Origin of the sequence: Psychrobacter immobilis (assembly GCF_904846065.1) — a bacterium.
Taxonomy (GTDB): Bacteria; Pseudomonadota; Gammaproteobacteria; order Pseudomonadales; family Moraxellaceae; genus Psychrobacter; species Psychrobacter immobilis_H.
Genome location: NZ_CAJGZV010000001.1, coordinates 1,293,634 through 1,311,865 on the forward strand (window position 1 = coordinate 1,293,634; position 18,232 = coordinate 1,311,865).

Annotated in this window: 17 protein-coding genes; 7 read left to right on the forward strand and 10 right to left on the reverse strand. The window is 43.5% G+C overall.

The features are described from left to right. Nucleotide 1: 1 nt before the first annotated feature. Entirely contained in the window at nucleotides 2-871 is an 870-nt protein-coding gene (locus JMW64_RS05450) for a LysR family transcriptional regulator (protein WP_201553677.1), read from the forward strand. A gap of 88 nt (nucleotides 872-959) precedes the next feature. On the opposite strand, the gene JMW64_RS05455 is transcribed toward JMW64_RS05450, so the two are convergent. Both JMW64_RS05455 and JMW64_RS05460 read right to left on the reverse strand, forming a co-directional pair. Next, the gene (locus JMW64_RS05455) at nucleotides 960-2,096 is read right to left on the reverse strand and encodes a glycerate kinase (protein WP_201553678.1); all 1,137 of its coding nucleotides are present in this window, start codon (nucleotides 2,094-2,096) and stop codon (nucleotides 960-962) included. Between the two features lie 20 nt (nucleotides 2,097-2,116). Further along, a complete protein-coding gene (locus JMW64_RS05460; protein ID WP_201553679.1) occupies nucleotides 2,117-3,475 on the reverse strand; it encodes a GntP family permease in 1,359 nt (452 codons plus the stop codon). 226 nt (nucleotides 3,476-3,701) lie between these two features. Between JMW64_RS05460 and cobT the strand changes: the two genes are divergently transcribed. From cobT to JMW64_RS05475, 3 genes are read left to right on the forward strand one after another with little or no spacing between them, the layout of a single operon-like run. Further along, the gene (cobT, locus tag JMW64_RS05465) at nucleotides 3,702-4,754 is read left to right on the forward strand and encodes a nicotinate-nucleotide--dimethylbenzimidazole phosphoribosyltransferase (protein WP_227694076.1); all 1,053 of its coding nucleotides are present in this window, start codon (nucleotides 3,702-3,704) and stop codon (nucleotides 4,752-4,754) included. Then, nucleotides 4,754-5,614 carry an adenosylcobinamide-GDP ribazoletransferase gene (gene cobS / locus JMW64_RS05470; RefSeq protein ID WP_201553681.1) on the forward strand — a complete coding sequence of 287 codons (861 nt, stop codon included), beginning with the start codon at nucleotides 4,754-4,756 and terminating at the stop codon, nucleotides 5,612-5,614. Before cobT ends, cobS begins: the two co-directional genes overlap by 1 nt. Nucleotides 5,615-5,645: 31 nt before the next feature. Then, a complete protein-coding gene (locus JMW64_RS05475) occupies nucleotides 5,646-6,197 on the forward strand; it encodes a histidine phosphatase family protein (RefSeq protein WP_201553682.1) in 552 nt (183 codons plus the stop codon). A gap of 77 nt (nucleotides 6,198-6,274) precedes the next feature. Here the strand turns inward: JMW64_RS05475 and JMW64_RS05480 are convergent, their stop codons facing one another. The 6 genes from JMW64_RS05480 to ppsA form a co-directional block, all read right to left on the reverse strand. Then, nucleotides 6,275-6,523, reverse strand: coding sequence for a hypothetical protein (locus JMW64_RS05480; protein WP_201553683.1), 249 nt, complete (start codon nucleotides 6,521-6,523; stop codon nucleotides 6,275-6,277). 270 nt (nucleotides 6,524-6,793) lie between these two features. Beyond that, nucleotides 6,794-7,303, reverse strand: a complete 510-nt coding sequence (gene rplI / locus JMW64_RS05485) for a 50S ribosomal protein L9 (protein WP_201553684.1) — start codon at nucleotides 7,301-7,303, stop codon at nucleotides 6,794-6,796. 26 nt (nucleotides 7,304-7,329) lie between these two features. Beyond that, nucleotides 7,330-7,560, reverse strand: coding sequence for a 30S ribosomal protein S18 (rpsR, locus tag JMW64_RS05490; protein WP_010198808.1), 231 nt, complete (start codon nucleotides 7,558-7,560; stop codon nucleotides 7,330-7,332). A gap of 16 nt (nucleotides 7,561-7,576) precedes the next feature. Then, nucleotides 7,577-7,981 (reverse strand): 30S ribosomal protein S6, encoded by a 405-nt coding sequence (gene rpsF / locus JMW64_RS05495; protein WP_045446907.1) that lies wholly within the window; start codon nucleotides 7,979-7,981, stop codon nucleotides 7,577-7,579. A gap of 280 nt (nucleotides 7,982-8,261) precedes the next feature. Then, entirely contained in the window at nucleotides 8,262-9,257 is a 996-nt protein-coding gene (locus JMW64_RS05500) for an RDD family protein (RefSeq protein ID WP_201553685.1), read from the reverse strand. Nucleotides 9,258-9,386: 129 nt separating this feature from the next. Next, the gene (gene ppsA, locus JMW64_RS05505) at nucleotides 9,387-11,771 is read right to left on the reverse strand and encodes a phosphoenolpyruvate synthase (protein WP_045452104.1); all 2,385 of its coding nucleotides are present in this window, start codon (nucleotides 11,769-11,771) and stop codon (nucleotides 9,387-9,389) included. Between the two features lie 594 nt (nucleotides 11,772-12,365). Here ppsA and ppsR point away from each other — a divergent pair. The 3 genes from ppsR to sthA all read left to right on the forward strand — a co-directional run bounded on the left by ppsR (nucleotide 12,366) and on the right by sthA (nucleotide 15,559). Further along, nucleotides 12,366-13,262 (forward strand): posphoenolpyruvate synthetase regulatory kinase/phosphorylase PpsR, encoded by an 897-nt coding sequence (ppsR, locus tag JMW64_RS05510; protein ID WP_045446910.1) that lies wholly within the window; start codon nucleotides 12,366-12,368, stop codon nucleotides 13,260-13,262. Nucleotides 13,263-13,423: 161 nt separating this feature from the next. Then, nucleotides 13,424-13,828 (forward strand): DUF4377 domain-containing protein, encoded by a 405-nt coding sequence (locus tag JMW64_RS05515; RefSeq protein WP_045446913.1) that lies wholly within the window; start codon nucleotides 13,424-13,426, stop codon nucleotides 13,826-13,828. An 81-nt stretch (nucleotides 13,829-13,909) separates the two neighbouring features. After that, nucleotides 13,910-15,559: a Si-specific NAD(P)(+) transhydrogenase gene (sthA, locus tag JMW64_RS05520; protein ID WP_045452107.1), complete on the forward strand. Its 1,650-nt coding sequence runs from the start codon at nucleotides 13,910-13,912 to the stop codon at nucleotides 15,557-15,559. A gap of 130 nt (nucleotides 15,560-15,689) precedes the next feature. Here sthA and JMW64_RS05525 read toward each other — a convergent pair whose 3' ends face one another. Together JMW64_RS05525 and JMW64_RS05530 are read right to left on the reverse strand one after the other, a co-directional pair. Continuing rightward, nucleotides 15,690-16,892, reverse strand: coding sequence for an ABC transporter permease (locus JMW64_RS05525; protein ID WP_201553686.1), 1,203 nt, complete (start codon nucleotides 16,890-16,892; stop codon nucleotides 15,690-15,692). Beyond that, nucleotides 16,892-18,229, reverse strand: coding sequence for an ABC transporter permease (locus JMW64_RS05530; protein ID WP_201553687.1), 1,338 nt, complete (start codon nucleotides 18,227-18,229; stop codon nucleotides 16,892-16,894). The genes JMW64_RS05525 and JMW64_RS05530 overlap by 1 nt, the downstream gene beginning before the upstream one ends. Between the last annotated feature and the right edge of the window lie 3 nt (nucleotides 18,230-18,232).

An 18,232-nucleotide genomic window follows, 5' to 3' on the forward strand; every position in this document is an offset into this window, starting at 1 on the left:
AATGATAAATATCACATGGTTGCGCACTTTTTGTGCGCTTGCCGAGTTCGGGCACTTTACTCGTACCGCTGAGCGCTTACACATGACGCAATCAGGCGTGAGTCAGCACATACGTAAGCTAGAAGATCAGTTGGATACAGACTTACTGATTCGTCAAGGAAAACAGTTCTCACTGACCAATGCAGGTGAGCGGCTCTATAAAGAAGCAGGCGAGATATTGCAGCGCTTATCAAATCTGGAGCAGCGCATCGGTGAAGATCCTCCTTATGAAGGATTGGTGCGTTTGATGTCGCCTGGTAGTGTGGGACTCAAGCTATATCCGCAGCTTTTGACCTTACAACAGCAGCACCCAAAGCTAGTGATTGATTATCGCTTTGCCCCAAATTCTGATATTGAGCGGGCACTGGCTAATCACGAGATTGACATTGGTTTTATGACGGATGTCTCAGATGATGAAACGGTTAGTTGCAAACCTATGGCGCAAGAAGCGCTAATATTAGTGACACCTGCAACTACGGTAGAGCCGAGCTGGGAGCATCTCACCGAGCTTGGCTTTATTGATCATCCAAATGGTGCCCATCATGCAGGCATGCTACTGACTGCCAATTATGAGCAATTTCAACACATCAATGATTTTGAGAAAAAAGGCTTTTCTAATCAGATAGGTTTAATCTTAGAGCCAGTCAGCAGAGGAATAGGCTTTACCGTATTACCTGCACATGCAGTGGCTGCTTATCCAAAGCCTGAGCTGATTAAAAGCCATCATCTGCCTGTTGCCGTTAGCGAGACGCTATATCTTGCGGTAAGACGACAGCATGCACTCTCTAATAGAATGCATACTGTCATTGATGAAGTAACGAAATGGCTATAGATATTTTGAGAATAAATGATAAATGCAAAGCTATCAAAGGTTAAATAGCTGTGCATTTAATAGAAGTCGCTTATTTAATAAACTATCGTTATTTCAAGTTTTGCCCAAGTTTGATACTTGCAGCGATATTGACAGCAGTTGTTTCAATATTGTCATAAGCCTGACTCAGTACGTTTTCGATGGTATCTACTTTTTGAATACTGGGCATGATGACCTCGAACTGGCTAGTTTGCGCAGGTTTGAGTCCGTCAACACTACCGCAAATAGCAATGACTGGCGTATGGCTGGCTTTGGCAAGCTGACTGATGCCACCTGCCACTTTACCCATGGCTGTTTGCGCATCGAGCTTACCTTCACCAGTGATGACGAGATCAGCCTCTGCGATATGCTGTGGCAGGTGAGCCACCTCAGCAACTGTGTCAAAGCCTGATTTTAGCTGAGCTTGAAAGAACGTCATCATCGCGTAGCCAAGACCACCAGCTGCTCCAGCGCCTTCGACATGTTGGCAGTCCTCATAACCGTGATGACCGCACATGGTGGCAAAGTGACTGAGTGCTTTATCTAAAGCTTTTACTTGCTCTGCACAAGCGCCTTTTTGTGGACCAAATACTGCGCTCGCACCCAAAAGACCACATAATGGATTGGTCACATCACAAGCGACTTCAAATACTGTGTCTAATACCTTTGCATGAAGATTTATATTATCAAGCCTATGTAGGCTGGCAAGTGCGCCACCACCATGAGTGAGTAGAGTGTCATCGATATCGTGAAATGTGATGCCTAATGCCATTAGCATGCCAAGACCTGCATCATTGGTTGCACTACCACCTAGACCAATCACGATACGTTTAGCCCTTTCTTCTAACGCATCAGCAATCAGCTCGCCGACACCGTAACTGCTAGCAATCACAGGATTGCGTTCACCGCTTGTCAATAGATGTAACCCGCAAGCTTGAGCAACTTCGATGACGGCCGTAGCGTCGGGCAATAACAAATACTTTGCCGTTATCGGTCTCATCAGTGGATCATTGACCACCACTTCTTTCCAGCGTCCACCCAATACATAAGACAGTACCGCAGACGTGCCTTCGCCGCCATCAGCCATCGGCAGTAGCTTATAATCAGCCTCTGGAAACACTTGGCTGAAGCCAGATTGAATGGCGCGGCAAACATCCAGTGCGTCTAAGCTTTCTTTAAATGAGTCGGGAGCAATTAAAATTTTCATGAATGTCTCTTTGAATCTCTTTAAATAAATACCAACGTCAATAACCAGATAAATACAATACTGGTCACACCTTGAATACCAGTGGCCATCGAATGAGCTTTGTACGCTTGTGCCACACTCATACGGCTGAACTGACTGACAATCCAAAAGAAGCTGTCATTAGCATGAGAGATTGTCATTGCGCCCGCACCGATTGCCATGACACAGAATACACGGCCCAGCTCACTGTCTAGACCAATTTGATCAAGTAGAGGCGCTACCATTGCAGAAGTGGTGACCAGTGCAACTGTGGTCGAGCCTTGAGCTGTCTTTAATGCAGCAGAAACGATAAATGGCATAAAAATACCCAGTCCTAGTGCGGATAAAGTCGTACCCAAATAGTCGCCAATCGGTGTGACTTTTAACATCGCACCAAACGCACCACCTGCACCCGTAATCAGTAGAATAGGGGCCGCAACTACTAAGCCTTGTGAGATACTATCGCTGATTTGCTGGGTTTTTTGCTCGCTGTTAATCAGTAAGAAAGACAAAAATAGACCAATAAGTAATGCGGTGAGCGGATTACCGATAAATACAAGAATATCTGTCAATGTTCCACTGCCAAACGGCGCGCTTGGGAAATTGGCAACAGAGGACAGGCAGATTAATATGATAGGCACAATGATAGGTAAAAATGCCATGGTCGCTGACGGCAAATGGCTATACTCGTCGCGAGTTTTCATGCCTTCAGGCATTGCTGCTGCCGGTGCGTCTGCTGCATTTATATTGTCAGGAGTCGCATTGAGGAAACGATTAGACCACCACCAGCCAGCCAATACTGCCACAGCAGTCACCACCACACCGACCATGATGACCAGACCTAGATTTGACTCTAGTCCTAAATTGCCTGCGGCGGCAATCGGACCTGGCGTCGGCGGTACAAAGGTATGAGTGGCATACAGACCAGTCGCTAGAGCGATACTCATTGCCACGCTAGAGACATTTAAACGCTCAGCCAACGACTCTTTAAGAGAGTTTAGGATGATATAGCCTGAGTCACAAAATACGGGTATTGATACCACCGCACCGACGATAGACATGGTCAAAGTAGGGAAGCGAGGGCCCAATACTTTGATGACTGATTCTGCCATCACGATAGCAGCCCCAGTTTTTTCCAGTATCAAGCCAATAATAGTACCAAATACAATCACAAGGCCAATGTAACCTAAAATACCGCCAAAGCCATCAGAGATGGTTTTAGCAACGGTATTAAGCGGCACTTGGTAAAATAGCGCTACTAAAAAGGCTGATAATATCAATACTAAAAAAGGATGCCACTTTAACTTTGCTGTGGCAAAAATAATAAAAAGAATGGTCAGCACAAGCCAAAATACGATCATTACTGTCTCTACATGTAGGGTTGATAGCGATAATTGTGGATGCTGCTACTGAGCTATTATTTCATTAATAGCAGCATCAATAGGTATATGGATTTTTAAAGGGGCATATTCTATAGTAAATCCAAGCTGCTAGGGAATCTATTCGGCTCATATTTGATTTTATTCATGGTAAAGCTTAGATACTCTGCTAGTATGTGCTTTTTGCTTCACACGTACCATTATCAGGATGCCTACCTTGACCATATTTACTGCGCCTACTATAGCCAATATAGAAAATGATGAATTACGTCAGCAGCTACAGCAGATTATAGACCTAAAAACCAAGCCGCTGGGCGCGCTTGGGCGAATAGAGGCACTCGCTGTGCAGTTGGGTATGATTCAAGGAACGATCACACCGCATATTGAGCAAGCGCAAATACGAGTGTTTGCGGCAGACCATGGTTTAACTAAGCATGGTACATCAGCGTTTCCTAGTGCTGTCACTGCGCAAATGGTTCATAACTTTTTGCAAGGCGGTGCCGCCATCAACGTACTGGCACGCCAGCATAATATTGAGTTAAAGGTTGTTGACGCTGGGGTGGATGCCGACTTTGCTCCTCATCCAAAATTGCTAGATTACAAGGTTCGCCATGGTAGCCGAGACGCGCTAACAGAGCCTGCAATGACAGAAACAGAGTGTTTAGCAGCGCTAGAAAACGGCATGAAAGTCGTCAAGAATCTAGCGGGTAATCTGTTGATTGTTGGTGAAATGGGCATAGGCAATACTTCAGCAGCGAGTCTTTTGCTCGCGAGACTGGGAGACTTGTCTATTGCTGATTGTATTGGTCGCGGTACAGGACTTGATGATGCAGGATTAGAGCATAAGACGGATATTTTGACGCAAGTATTAGAGCGTCATCAACAGGCACAAGCACCGTTTGATGTACTCGCTGCATTGGGCGGGCTTGAAATTGCCATGATGGCGGGTGCACTGATTCAGGCTGCTAGTGAACGGCGTATTCTCCTGATTGATGGTTTTATTGCCAGTAGCGCATTATTGGTGGCTGAACGCCTAGCACCCGGTGTTGCCCAATACGCGGTCTTTGCTCATCATTCTGTTGAGCCGGGACACACGCATTTATTGAAATCACTAAATGCTGAGCCTTTACTTAATATGGGCATGCGCTTAGGCGAGGGTAGCGGGGCTGCGCTCGCGTATCCATTGTTGCAATCCGCTTGCGCCATTATCAATGAGATGGCAAGCTTTAGTGACGCCGGTATCAGTGAGCAAAACAACTGATGTCACAATCATTAAACAAACCATCAAATCAGCCATCCTTGCCTAGACGAAATCTTACTCAATTTATAAAGCATGAATGGATATTGTTACTGGTCGCCGTTCAATTTTTAACCCGAATACCTGTACCATCATTTAAGCATTATGATCCGCAATGGTTGCATCAGAGCAGTCGCCATTTTCCCGCAGTCGGTTTACTGGTGGGCTTACTCTGTGCTGGCGTGTTTTGGCTGGGCAGTCTGTTATTTACGCCGCTAGTTGCAGCAGTGCTGAGCACAGCTTTTGGAATTAAGCTCACTGGGGCTTTTCATGAAGATGGTCTTGCGGATAGCTGTGACGGTCTCGGCGGTGGTCTGACTCGCGAGCGCACACTGACTATTATGAAAGACTCGCGCCTAGGTACTTATGGTGTATTAGGTTTGGTGTCGGCGCTATTACTCAAAATTAGCTTACTTGCCTCGATGCCCATACCGATAGCTGTCATCGCGCTTATCATAGGACATACCGCGTCGCGTTTACTTTGCATTAGCCTGCTGTCTTTACTGCCTTATGGTGGAGAGATAGAACACGCAAAAGCCAAACCGATGGCGCAGCAGTTGACGCCAATACAAGGGCTATATAGCAGTGGCTGGCTAATATTGGCTATTATTTTAGTCGCCCTTATATTTCCCAATACGATGCAGCAGATTGGGCTTGGTCGATGGTTGTTAGCATTTATATTGGCGCTGATAGCCACTGATTACATGCGACGTTTATTGCGCAGGCGCTTGGATGGTTACACGGGCGATGGGCTCGGCGCGACGCAGCAGCTTAGTGAAATTGCTATTTATATCGGACTGGCTGCTTCTATACCCTTCATTTAAATTAAATCTTCACCAAGGACCATACTTATTCATGATTCTCTATATTTGGCGTCATCCCAAACCGATGAATACTGAAGGAATTTGTATTGGACAAACTGATATCGGCGTCGATAAACGTAAGTTGAAACGTCTTGCCAATAAAATCGAGCGCTTTGTGCGTTTGCATCAATTACCAAAAATAATTTGGGTCAGCCCCTTACAACGTTCACTAAAAGTCGGGCAAATATTAGCACAACGTGGTTTTGAGTGTCGCGTCGCGCCTGAATTGGCTGAGATTCATTTTGGCGAATGGGATGGATGTCGGTGGGAGCAAATCACCAAGCAAGAGATTGATGAGTGGTGTCATAATTTTGCCCATTTTGCGCCCAGTCATGGAGAGAGCTTGCAGCAGCTATTTGAGCGTGTTGGAGGTTGGTTGGTTAAAGTTTCAGCTGAACAAAAAGATAGCCCAGTATTAGTCATCGGTCATGCAGGCTGGATAAATGCGGCCAAGATAATGGCTGCTGACCAAGAAGTGCCGAAAACAGCCGCTGAGTGGCCGCGCTCTGTCGCATATCTGTCCTGTAATCGTATTGATATTTAATTAAAAAAACGGCCATTATATTGACCGTTTTTAAATTTTGAATGCTTTTGAGTGCTTTTGAATAATTCAGGAGGCTGCTAGCTTTCAGCTTGTAGCTCATCCATTTTTTCAAAATAGGCTCTCTCGTTTTCTGCTAATCCTAGGTTAGAATCAAAGCTCACATAAATGCCTTTATCATCCAGTGTTGCGTACCAATGGTCTGCATCATTATCGGTTAGGATTTGAAAGTATTTATTATTAACGATTCTACCCACCTTATAAATTTCACCTTCGCTATAAAAGTGATTGCCTTGGGTGCAGCGTAATTTGTCGTCAGTATTTATCATGTCATTGCAGCCTATCGTTATCTAAATAAAATCTATCAATTAAATACGACGAGCATATCAACTCAGGTGACAATAATAAAGATGACTTTATAGGTAGTATCTTATTGTTAAGTATAGGCTTTCCAAGCTATTTATTACAAATAGTTGCTAGAATATATCACTGCACAAGATACCTGATAAAATCATAAATTAAACGCGACAGCAAAACGCAAAAAAGCCAGCAACATGACGTTACTGGCTTTTTTAGACTAGATCTAGATATTCAAAAAATTACTCTTCTGAATAATCTTCGTTATCGTCTTCAACTTCTGTTGCTGACTCTTCATTGTCGCCATCTTCAGAAAGAATGGTAACTAGAATAGTAGCGGTAACGTCATGATGTAGCTGAATATCAACATTGTATTCGCCAACTTGACGTAAAGTGCCTTCAGGAAGCTTGATTTCAGCACGGTCTACTTCTAGACCTGAGTTAGTCAATGCTTCAGCAATATCGCGAGTACCGATAGAACCGAATAGCTTGCCTTCGTCGCCTGATTTAGCACGCATGATGACATTAACGTCAGTTAGCGCATCAGCACGTTCTTGAGCAACAGCTACTTCTTTCGCTTCTTCAGCTTCAAGCTCGGCACGACGTGCTTCGAACTTTTCAATGTTAGCTGCAGTAGCAGGTAGTGCTTTACCCAAAGGGATAAGAAAGTTACGTCCGTAACCTGGTTTCACATCGACAGTTTCACCGAGTTTACCAAGGTTGACGATACGCTGTAACAAAATAATTTGCATGAGTCATTCCTAGTTAAAGTTAACGGTTAACCCTGATGGTTATCAGTGTATGGGAGTAGCGATAAATAACGAGCTTGCTTGATAGCAGTAGCTAGTTGACGCTGATACTTAGTAGATGTACCGGTAATGCGGCTTGGTACGATTTTACCATTATCACTGATGTACTGTTTTAGCAATTCAACATCTTTATAATCGATGTGAGTGATGCCTTCAGCAGTGAAACGGCAGAATTTGCGACGGCGATAGAAACGTGCCATGAGTATTCTCCTTTAATTAGTCTTCACTGTTGTCGTTGTCGTCATTATCGTTTTCACGACTGTCTGGACGACGAGTAGTTGCTTTGCGTGCGCGTTTTTCATCGGCATTCTTGGCTAACTGCGACTCTTCAGTGACAGCGTCGTCACGGCGCATAACTAGACTACGAATGATCGCGTCGTTATAACGGAATAATTCTTCAAGTTCAGCTAAAGTTTCACCGTCAGTTTCAATGTTGAAAAGAACGTAATGAGCTTTGTGAATCTTGTTGATTGGATATGCCAATTGACGGCGGCCCCAATCTTCTAAACGATGGATAACACCGTTGTTGTCTTGAACTAACTTGATGTAGCGCTCAACCATGCCGACCACTTGGTCGCTTTGGTCTGGGTGTACAAGTAACACCAGTTCGTAATGTCGCATTATGACTCCTTACGGATTAGTAGCTATTAACCCTATGTTAATAGCAAGGAGATTTATAAGGTAAGCCCGATTTCTAGCTATTATTATGAAAAATAATAAGAAATAAGCTTAGTTTATAAAGCGCCGTATTATAACAGTAGTTAGCAACTAACACAAAGGTTAATCACTAAGCCACCGTTAATAAGTTATAACAATAATTAGAAATGCTCGGCTAATAAAAAAGCAGCGATATCACGCTGCTTTTTTATCAAAACAATAAGATGGATTGTTAATAAAAAAGCTATTTTATTTTTGGTTCTTTCACTAGCTGACTGCTATCTGCTTTTACCACCAAAGTTTTGGCCAATTTGTCATGCCAGCCGATATTTTCAGGGCTTTTTGATGCCATGTAATAGTGAATAGCAATAATCACGAACCCTAAGAAGCTGGTAAACGAGAACAATAAGTTATAGATTATAAACAATAACAAAGTACGCACACCAATAAGCTTGGTAAAAGAGGGCAGACGGTGCGTGGTTTGATCCACCACGCGAATACCCGTAATCAGCTTACCGAGTGACTGACCACGCAGTGTGATAAATACCAATTGCAGCGCAAATAAGCCAAATACCATCACTTGCGACATCATCAATGTGCTACTAGGAAGACTCTCCATCAGTGTCATTGAATACTGATAAGCCGCATCCATGTCTTGGATATTTTGGAATTTGGTATAATCCACATCCATTTTTGTCAATGCCATCACTAGCGGAAAGATAGCGAGTAGATAGAGTAGTCCATTGATGGCTGTTGCTAATACTCGCGACATAATCGGTGCAAGTACCACATTGCCGACGACTTTGTCTTTGCTAGACGCAGCCTTATTGCTATTAGACTTGTTTAGCGACACATTATTGTGCGGTGTTTGCTGACGATTGGTGGTCATGTCAGCTTTCACATTTTTATCCGTGTCTTTTGGACGTTCAGGCTTGCCATACAATCTATCTAATGAAACTGATTTGCTATCCGAGCTATTGCTAGCGTTATCTTCAGGAAAAACAGTTACATTATTGATAATAGAGTCATTAACCTCAGGCTTGCTAAGGTTTGTAGGTCGATAAACCGTTTGATTATTGGTCAAGTTACCGACACGCTGCCATTGGTCTAAGCCTTCATGCCACATCAAATCATCCAGCAGTACTTCACCAGATGCCAACATGATATTCAGCTGCTCCAAATTGTAAGGACCAGCTTGTACGTTATTTCGAGCAAGGAAAATCTGCATAATTGCCTGCATAGTTAGTCATATCTTAAGTCACTATATATGATACATAATATTAGGGTCTATTTAACATTTTTCAAATAGACCCTAATAATTGTTTCTTTAATGACTGTGTGAATTATTGCTGTGACTGAACGTTAGGGCTTACTTCGCTTCTTCACCAGCTAAGAAGAACCAAGTATCTAGTACAGAATCAGGGTTCAATGACACTGAGCTGATACCTTGTTCCATGAGCCAGAACGCGAGATCTGGATGGTCTGATGGACCCTGACCACAGATGCCGACATATTTGTTTGCTTTACGGCACGCATCAATCGCCATGGTCAATAGTTTCTTAACCGCAGGATCACGCTCATCAAATAGATGTGAGACGATACCTGAGTCACGGTCAAGACCAAGTGTCAACTGAGTCAAGTCGTTAGAGCCGATTGAAAAACCATCGAAGTGCTCTAGGAATTCATCTGCCAATAGGGCGTTGGTTGGTAGCTCACACATCATGATAACGCGCAAACCGTTTTCACCACGTTTTAGACCGTTTTTCTCAAGTAATTCGATGACTTCTTTGGCTTCGCCAACGGTGCGAACGAATGGAATCATAATCTCGACGTTGGTCAAGCCCATCTCATCACGTACGCGTTTTAGTGCTTTACACTCAAGCTCAAAGCAGTCACGGAAGTTGTCAGATACATAACGACTGGCACCGCGGAAACCAAGCATTGGGTTTTCTTCTGATGGCTCGTATAATTTACCACCAAGCAAGTTAGCATATTCGTTCGATTTAAAATCTGACATACGAACGATAACTGGCTGATCCATAAAGGCAACGGCTAGGGTTGAGATACCTTCGACCAACTTATCCACGTAGAAATCTACCGGTGAGGCATAACCAGCGATACGCTCTTGGATGGCTTGTGCAATTTCGCGTGGCAAGCTGTTCATATTCAGTAGTGCTTTTGGATGCACACCAATCATACGGTTGATGATGAATTCTAAACGCGCAAGACCAATACCTTCGTTTGGCATTTGCGTGAATGAGAAGGCACGATCTGGATTACCAACGTTCATCATTACTTTGAATGCAAGCTCTGGCATAGACTCAACAGAGTTGGTCTGTACTTCAAAGTCGATTTGGCTTTCATAAATGAAGCCAGTATCACCTTCGGCACAAGAAGCAGTTACGTCTTGACCATCAACCAATAGCTCAGTCGCATTACCACAACCAACGATAGCAGGGACGCCTAGCTCACGAGCAATAATCGCTGCGTGACAAGTACGACCACCACGGTTAGTGATGATAGCAGAAGCACGCTTCATGACTGGTTCCCAATCCGGATCCGTCATGTCTGATACCAGTACATCACCTTCTTGTACTTTGTCCATCTCGTTTAAATTGCTAACGATACGGACTTTACCTGAACCGATACGCTGACCGATTGAACGACCTTCACACAATACTTTAGCGTTAGTAGTGTCGATGATATAGCGTTCCATGACATTGCTGTCTTGGCGGCTCTTAACCGTTTCAGGACGCGCCTGAACGATAAAGATTTCATTGGTATCGCCGTCTTTTGCCCATTCGATGTCCATTGCTTGACCGTAATGCTTTTCGATCGTCACGGCTTGCTTGGCAAGAGAGGTTAGCTCTTCAGTTGATAATGAGAACTGCATACGATCTTGTTTTTCAACATCGACAGTTTTTACTGATTTAGTGGTGCTACCTTCATCACCGTAAATCATTTTCTTATGCTTGCTGCCTAGGTTACGGCGAATTACCGATGGTTTGCCATTGGCTAGCAATTGCTTAGAAATATAGAATTCATCTGGGTTAACCGCGCCCTGTACAACCATTTCACCTAGACCATAGCTTGACGTGATGAATACCACTTGATCAAAACCGCTTTCGGTATCTAGCGTGAACATCACACCCGCCGCGCCAGTTTCTGAGCGAACCATACGCTGTACAGCAGCAGATAAGGCAACGCCTTCATGCTCAAAACCTTTATGGACACGATAAGAGATGGCACGGTCGTTATAAAGAGATGCAAATACTTCTTTAATTGCAATTAGGACGTTATCAATGCCGCGAATGTTCAAGAAAGTCTCTTGCTGACCAGCAAACGAGGCATCTGGCAAATCTTCGGCAGTCGCAGAAGAACGCACAGCAACAGCGATGTCTTCGCCGCCGCTCATCGTTTCAAACGATTGACGCACTTCTTGCTCAAGATCACTTGGCAGCTCTTGCTCAATAATCCAAGTACGAATCTTTTTACCCGTTTCTGCAAGTTTTTTGACGTCATCAACATCTAATGTTTTTAGTTCGCTGTTGATTTTGTCAAGCAGGCCAGTTTCATTCAAAAAACGGTTAAATGCATTTGACGTGGTGGCAAAGCCGCCTGGTACACTAACACCCAAATCAGACAAATGGCTGATCATTTCACCTAATGAGGCGTTCTTGCCGCCGACCATTTCAATGTCGTCTTTTCCTAGCTGATCAAGATTGATTACAAGTGCTGTAGATTGCGCTGCCATGATAACTCCAGAAAATAAGGTTATTTAGTAAAGATTATAACGGTGAATTATACCGCTATATTTGGAGAATTTCGAGGGGTTGAACCAATATTTTTGTCAAAAAGATACAAATTGTGGGCTTTGCTACATAATTAGTAGAAGGTTATTCATTTTTCTATTTTTGAGATGACGTAAAAATGCGAGTAAAGACCACTCTAATTATCAAGATATGTTTATAAATTGATTGATAAATAGAGGGTTTAAAATAAATAACAGAAGAGCTTTAGGATATTCTTATAATATTTGCCTTTATATATATCAGGTAATGCTGCGCTAGTATGAGTAACCAGTCAGCACAATAATGGTTATTAATCGGTATGATAAGATTAAGGGCACTGTGGCTTTCTAAGTGTACGCCTGTAACATTGATTTCTATTAGGCCGCTATTATGCGTATAATGTAGAGCATAAATAGTAGCAGTTTATCCTGATATAAATGTGCAATATTAGCGCTTATACAAAACGAAAATTACGTCTGAAAATCAAGTCTAAAGCCGATCAAAAATAAAAGCCAAATGAAAATTACCATTGTGTTTTCAATCGAGGTGCCAACGTTATGTACTCAAGTAATCCAGCTGAACAACTGAATCCCACTATTCAAAATCGCAACGCATTAAACTTAGACAGCTCTCAAGCCGTTCGAACCGCGTTTTTTATCTCAGATGGCACAGCGATTACGGCGGAGACGCTTGGCCGCGCTATCTTGAGTCAGTTTGCTTCAGTACCTTTTGAAACACGAGTGTTGCCATATGTCGATAGCTTAGAGCGTGCAGAAGACGCTGTTGAGCAAATCAACATGGCGTATCAACGAGATGGTTTGTTGCCATTAGTCTTTGATACGATTGTTAACCCTGATATTCGTGAAAAGATTAATTCTGCCCAAAGCTGTAACTTGGATATGTATGAGGGTTTGATAGGTCGCGTCGCTGAAGAAACGGGTGTGGAGCCAGACGGACATTCGGGTCATGCACACGACGATGTGGATTCTGAGACTTATAAAGAACGTATCGACGCGGTGCATTTCGCTTTAGACAATGATGATGGTGCGCGTACGCGTCATTACGATGCGGCGGATATTATTTTGGTGGGCGTATCGCGTTCAGGAAAAACACCGACTTCTTTATACTTAGCCTTACAGTTCGGTATTCGAGCAGCAAATTATCCTTTGACCGAAGATGACTTGTACGATAATCAATTACCAAAAGCATTGCGCGAGCACAAAGACAAGCTGTTCGGTCTATTGATCGATACTGATCGCTTGGTGAAAATCCGTCAAGAGCGCCGTGCGGGCAGTCGTTATTCGAGCTATCAGCAATGTCAGCAAGAGCAGCGGGCGATACAGGGGATTTACATCACGCATGGTATTCCAAGCCTTGATGTCTCTGAGATGTCCGTTGAAGAAATCGCTACGCGCATCTTGCAGATGACGGGTCTCAAACGCCGTATCGGCTAATAAAATATAAGCTATCAATTAATTGCTTGAATCAATCAATCAATTAATTATTTAGTAATAACGGTTTAGCAATAACGATTGCTCAAAAAAGAACCAGTATTTAAAGCATCATTATTAATAACCATCATTTAATACCATCTCATTATCACATAGAGAATATTATGAGTTCATCTTATAAGTCTAGCAAGACCCCTTTGTTATTGGCCAGCTTGCTGAGTGCGGTCAGTTTACTGAGTGCTTGCCAAACGTCACCTTTTTCACGTGAGCCAGTGCCTGAGCCACGTTATATCCCAACCATTGTATTGGGTGAAGCGCAAACGCTAACAATTATGCCCAATCGTGTGGCCTGTGCCTCGGCATTACCGATGCAGTGTTTACTGGCCAAATCAAGTAAAGATGGCAGCGTGTTTCAGGTACCTTATGATTGGATTGATGACTTTAAACCAAGCCTTGGCACAGAATATGTGATTAGTGCGCGTCCGCAGATTGATGAGGGACAGAAAAGCGCGACTGGGCATTGGACACTGCAAAATATTGTGTCACAACGTATGGTGGGCACGCCTTAGTCGTGTGGTTTTGACTCAAGCAATTGTTGATTCATACACAGTCTAAAAATCAAATAAATAAGTAAATGTAAAGAGGACACGATGGGAACTAAAAAACCAAGCGACGCGACCAATGATATTGGTAAAGACATTCATACCGAAGTATCGAATAAAGAAAGCGGTCGCGTGCCGAATCCTGAACATACTGAAGGCAAAAATAAAAAACAAAATATTGAACAAACCCATGAGCAGGTCACTGATGATGTCATGCACCATCCTGATCTTATTAATCCGCTCGATGATACGCGAATCGATATCAAGTCTGGTTATACGAAAGATTCACGTCGCTTAAAAGGCGATAACCACGAGTATGAGTATGATGCGGTCGTTTTAGGAGCAGGTCCTGCTGGCGAAGCGGCAGCTATGAAGCTGACTAAATCTGGCAAAAAAGTGGTGGTTATTGATCCACGTGATCAGGTAGGTGGTAACTCTACCCATGTGGGTACGATTCCAAGTAAAGCACTGCGCCAATCGGTATTTAACCTCATTAACTTTCGCCGTGATCCTATGTTTACCAAGGCGATGGAGTACAAGCAAGTTCCTCTAAATAGAGTGCTTGCCAATGCCCGAAAAGTCATTCGCAATCAGGTTAGTACGCACACACGATTCTATGAACGCAATCGCATTGAAGTGATTCAAGGTTGGGCAAGTTTCATTGATGCTCATACTTTGCGTGTTGAAACCGATGACAATGTCTTTGAAACCATTACCTTTAATAAAGCCATCGTAACGGTTGGTAGTCGTCCTTATCGCCCTGAAATTTTAGACTTTAACCATCCGCGCGTTTTTGATTCTGATAAAATTTTGCAAATGGATTATGTGGTCAAAAAAATTATCATCTATGGTGCGGGCGTGATCGGTTGTGAATATGCCTCTATCTTTACGGGTCTTGGTTATAAGGTTGATTTGATTAATAACCAAAATCAATTGCTCAGTTATCTCGATAGCGAGATTAGCGATGCTATCGCGCATGACTTTAGACAATTTGGCGTACTGATTCGTAGTAACGAAGAGATTGATCATCTTGAAACGCATGACGATTATGTCGTCTTGCATCTAAAGAGTGGTAAGCGCATCAAATCTGATGCCATTCTTTGGTCAAATGGTCGCTCAGGTAATACGGAAGGTTTAAACTTAGAAGCGATTGGTCTAAAAGCAAACAGCCGTGGTCAATTAAAAGTTGATGATACCTATTGTACTGAAATCGAAAATATCTATGCCGCAGGCGATGTGATTGGCTGGCCATCTTTGGCTTCTGCCGCTTATGACCAAGGACGCTGTGCGGCGGCCTTTATGGTTGGTGATAGCGATGCGGAACCAGTGTCAAGCGTGCCAACTGGTATCTATACGATTCCTGAAATTTCTTGTATCGGTAAAACTGAGCAAGAGCTAACCGACGAAAAAGTCCCATACGAAGTGGGTCAAGCATTCTTCAAGCATTTGGCACGTGCACAAATCATTGGTGAACGCTCAGGCGTACTAAAGATTTTGTTCCATCGTGATACGTTAGAGATTTTAGGCATCCATTGCTACGGTAACCATGCATCAGAGATTATCCATATTGGACAAGCCGTGATGAAGTGTAAGAGCAATAATACACTTGAGTACTTTGTGAATACTACTTTTAACTATCCAACGATGGCAGAAGCGTATCGCGTGGCGGCACTAAATGGTCTTAATCGTGTTTTTTAAGTGATAGAATATTGAAACGTTATAAATAAAAAAGCGTCTGCTATGTTAGCAGGCGCTTTTTTTTGATTCAGGATTATTGATTTGGCTTTTATTGATAGTAGGCGCTAATGACATGCAATCGTCTTTTGCTTTAGGACACTGTTTTAAGTGCTTTATTCGTATCATGCCAGCGCACCCACATAAGTAGCGCAAAGTAAAATACCCATAAGGCGGCTAGTGCATAAAATCCAGTAGAAACTTGGGAGATACTAGCTCCCATTTGATTAAGCTGAACGGAGGTGTTGATACCCGGTGTCGTGGGTATGAACCAACGTATGATTTGTAAAACTGTGGGCAGCTGATCTGCTGGCCACGGATAACCACTGACAAAAAACATCGGTAGTGAGCTAAAAATTAGGATTTGCATACTACGTTCGCGCTGGCGAAACCAGAGTCCAAGCACACAGCCAAGTGTCGCTACGGTTGGACAAAATAACAGAAGGAACAGTAAACTGCCAAGCATGTTTTGCCCACGCGGATAGTGGTGTAGCTCAAATGTCCAACCATAATAAAAGCAGCCAATAATGAAGCTAAACATACTGAGCGCAGCAATTCGCCCAAGCCAACCACGGATACTCGTCGCATGTCGCCGCTGCTCATACCACGTACCAATCAGCATCGCTGTGGCGATTAATAAGGTTTGTTGCAAAATCAGAATAGAGACCGCTGGCACTACGTAAGCGCCATAACCTTCTGTTTGATTGTATAGAGGGACAATCACTAATGGTACTGCTTGAGTATTAGCAGCCGCTGTTGCTGAATAAGCACCTTGTGCCACATTTTTTTTGACTTCAATCCCTGCTGATACCGTACTGACTGCTTTTAAAAAGCCCATCTGCACGTTTTTATTTAATAGAAAGTAGCCGCCATTACCCAATACGCTGACGCTCGCCGCTTTTCCCGATAGTACTTGCTGCTCAAGCCCACTTGGAATGACCATGTACCCAGCGATTTCATCTGACCACATGGCCTCTTTAGCCTGCTGCTCGTTGAGAAAAAGCTGTGTGTCTAACTGCGGACTGGCACTGGCATAGCGAACGATGGTTCGTGATAGATTACTATTGTCGTTATCAATGATACCAACAGGTACATGGTTGACCACTTCTGTCGAATACGGCCAAGGATAAAAGAAGCCATAAATAATCGGGGCAATCAGTAAGAGTAATAGCACACCTTTATCAGAAAAGATGTCCTTAATGGTCTGTAAAAAACTACCTAAGAAACTAGGTGTTGAGGACTGCTTGGTTGAATCTGACGTTGTCGAAGATAAATGGTCTTTTGGTGGTAATGACATTAGCGCGCCCCCCAACGTTCAGGATGCGCCAGCGCGCGTTTGGTTAATAAAGTAGTCAAGGTCATCGCAATCGTCGTGGCAATAGCCAGACCATAGACGATCGGCAATGACACAGCAACAGGCGCTTGCATCTGTAATTGTGCAATGTGCAGTTTTAGATAGTGAGTGAGTGGCAGTGCATCTGACCAATGCCGAGCACTGTCACTGATAGCAATATAAGGGAAGGTCACACCAGCAAAGGCATAAGAAGGTGCTGAAATAAAACCAGTAGCAGACAAGCCCATGCGTAATGAAAATGAGCCTAAGGTAAAGATAGCACCCAGCCAAAACGATAGCATTATTAATAATATCAAACCAGCATAAGTTGCAAGCACTGAGCTCATGGCAACGGATTCTTGCGGCGTGGCAAGCCATAGAGCCAACATCGCCCAAATGCTAAAGGCCAATGTCGGCCAAAAGTATTTGCCTAACAGACCAAACAATAAGACTAAAACGTTTACCCTTTCCGTCATATCTTCATTCGCATGGCTAGAGACGGAGATTTGATCGTTTTTGCTCAAGTATTGGTTATTTTCTACGGCATTTAATACTTGCCCTGATGTTGACTCGTTTTGTGTGGTTAGAGTCAAATCAGGATGACCTGTACTGATAAAGCGATACCAGTGGCCGAGTCGTTTATCACGCAGCTCACGACCAATCGTCGTTGCACCGATCACCATTGCTAAAATATGCAGCAGTGCGGGTATGACGGTTGAAGCCAAAAACTGCTGATAATCGGTGGCTGCGTTAAATAGGCTGATGCGCTGTATACCAATCGGTGAGTAAGCAATCGCAGCTTGCGACGGTGCCATGCCTTGTTTGACTAAACGCTGTATCTCAACGCCTGCCGATAACGTCCCAGCGACCGCTTGAACGCTGGTTTGGATAATACCCGAATGTGTGCCGTACTGAGCATTTACTTGTAAAATCAATGGAGCGGGCTTACCAGATAAAATATGCCGAGAAAAATCTTCAGGGATAATGACAATAGCGTAAATATCACGCTGCAAAATAGCCGCTTTTGCCTCAGCCTCTGAGTAATAAAGCTGTCTAACCGTTAGAGTAGGGCTGGCTTCCAAATAGCGTACCGCGGTATTGGCAATCGGGCTATTGTCTTGGTCTATCACCCCAATGGGCAAATCCGTAATCTGTGTTTGTGAAAATATCCACCAAATCAGTAAAACGGTTGCCAGTGGTATCCAGACCACCATACTAAAGTCCCACGGATTTTTGGTCAAAAACCGTCGTTCATAGGCAGCACTACGTAAAAAAGCCTTACTTAACTTCATCAGGTGCATGGC

Bases quoted from the DNA above. Each gene is read 5' to 3' on its own strand.
- JMW64_RS05450 (WP_201553677.1), top strand. From the start codon at position 2: ATGATAAATATCACATGGTTGCGCACTTTTTGTGCGCTTGCCGAGTTC.
- JMW64_RS05455 (WP_201553678.1), bottom strand. From the start codon at position 2,096: ATGAAAATTTTAATTGCTCCCGACTCATTTAAAGAAAGCTTAGACGCA.
- JMW64_RS05460 (WP_201553679.1), bottom strand. From the start codon at position 3,475: ATGATCGTATTTTGGCTTGTGCTGACCATTCTTTTTATTATTTTTGCC.
- cobT (WP_227694076.1), top strand. From the start codon at position 3,702: ATGCCTACCTTGACCATATTTACTGCGCCTACTATAGCCAATATAGAA.
- cobS (WP_201553681.1), top strand. From the start codon at position 4,754: ATGTCACAATCATTAAACAAACCATCAAATCAGCCATCCTTGCCTAGA.
- JMW64_RS05475 (WP_201553682.1), top strand. From the start codon at position 5,646: ATGATTCTCTATATTTGGCGTCATCCCAAACCGATGAATACTGAAGGA.
- JMW64_RS05480 (WP_201553683.1), bottom strand. From the start codon at position 6,523: ATGATAAATACTGACGACAAATTACGCTGCACCCAAGGCAATCACTTT.
- rplI (WP_201553684.1), bottom strand. From the start codon at position 7,303: ATGCAAATTATTTTGTTACAGCGTATCGTCAACCTTGGTAAACTCGGT.
- rpsR (WP_010198808.1), bottom strand. From the start codon at position 7,560: ATGGCACGTTTCTATCGCCGTCGCAAATTCTGCCGTTTCACTGCTGAA.
- rpsF (WP_045446907.1), bottom strand. From the start codon at position 7,981: ATGCGACATTACGAACTGGTGTTACTTGTACACCCAGACCAAAGCGAC.
- JMW64_RS05500 (WP_201553685.1), bottom strand. From the start codon at position 9,257: ATGCAGGCAATTATGCAGATTTTCCTTGCTCGAAATAACGTACAAGCT.
- ppsA (WP_045452104.1), bottom strand. From the start codon at position 11,771: ATGGCAGCGCAATCTACAGCACTTGTAATCAATCTTGATCAGCTAGGA.
- ppsR (WP_045446910.1), top strand. From the start codon at position 12,366: ATGTACTCAAGTAATCCAGCTGAACAACTGAATCCCACTATTCAAAAT.
- JMW64_RS05515 (WP_045446913.1), top strand. From the start codon at position 13,424: ATGAGTTCATCTTATAAGTCTAGCAAGACCCCTTTGTTATTGGCCAGC.
- sthA (WP_045452107.1), top strand. From the start codon at position 13,910: ATGGGAACTAAAAAACCAAGCGACGCGACCAATGATATTGGTAAAGAC.
- JMW64_RS05525 (WP_201553686.1), bottom strand. From the start codon at position 16,892: ATGTCATTACCACCAAAAGACCATTTATCTTCGACAACGTCAGATTCA.
- JMW64_RS05530 (WP_201553687.1), bottom strand. From the start codon at position 18,229: ATGCACCTGATGAAGTTAAGTAAGGCTTTTTTACGTAGTGCTGCCTAT.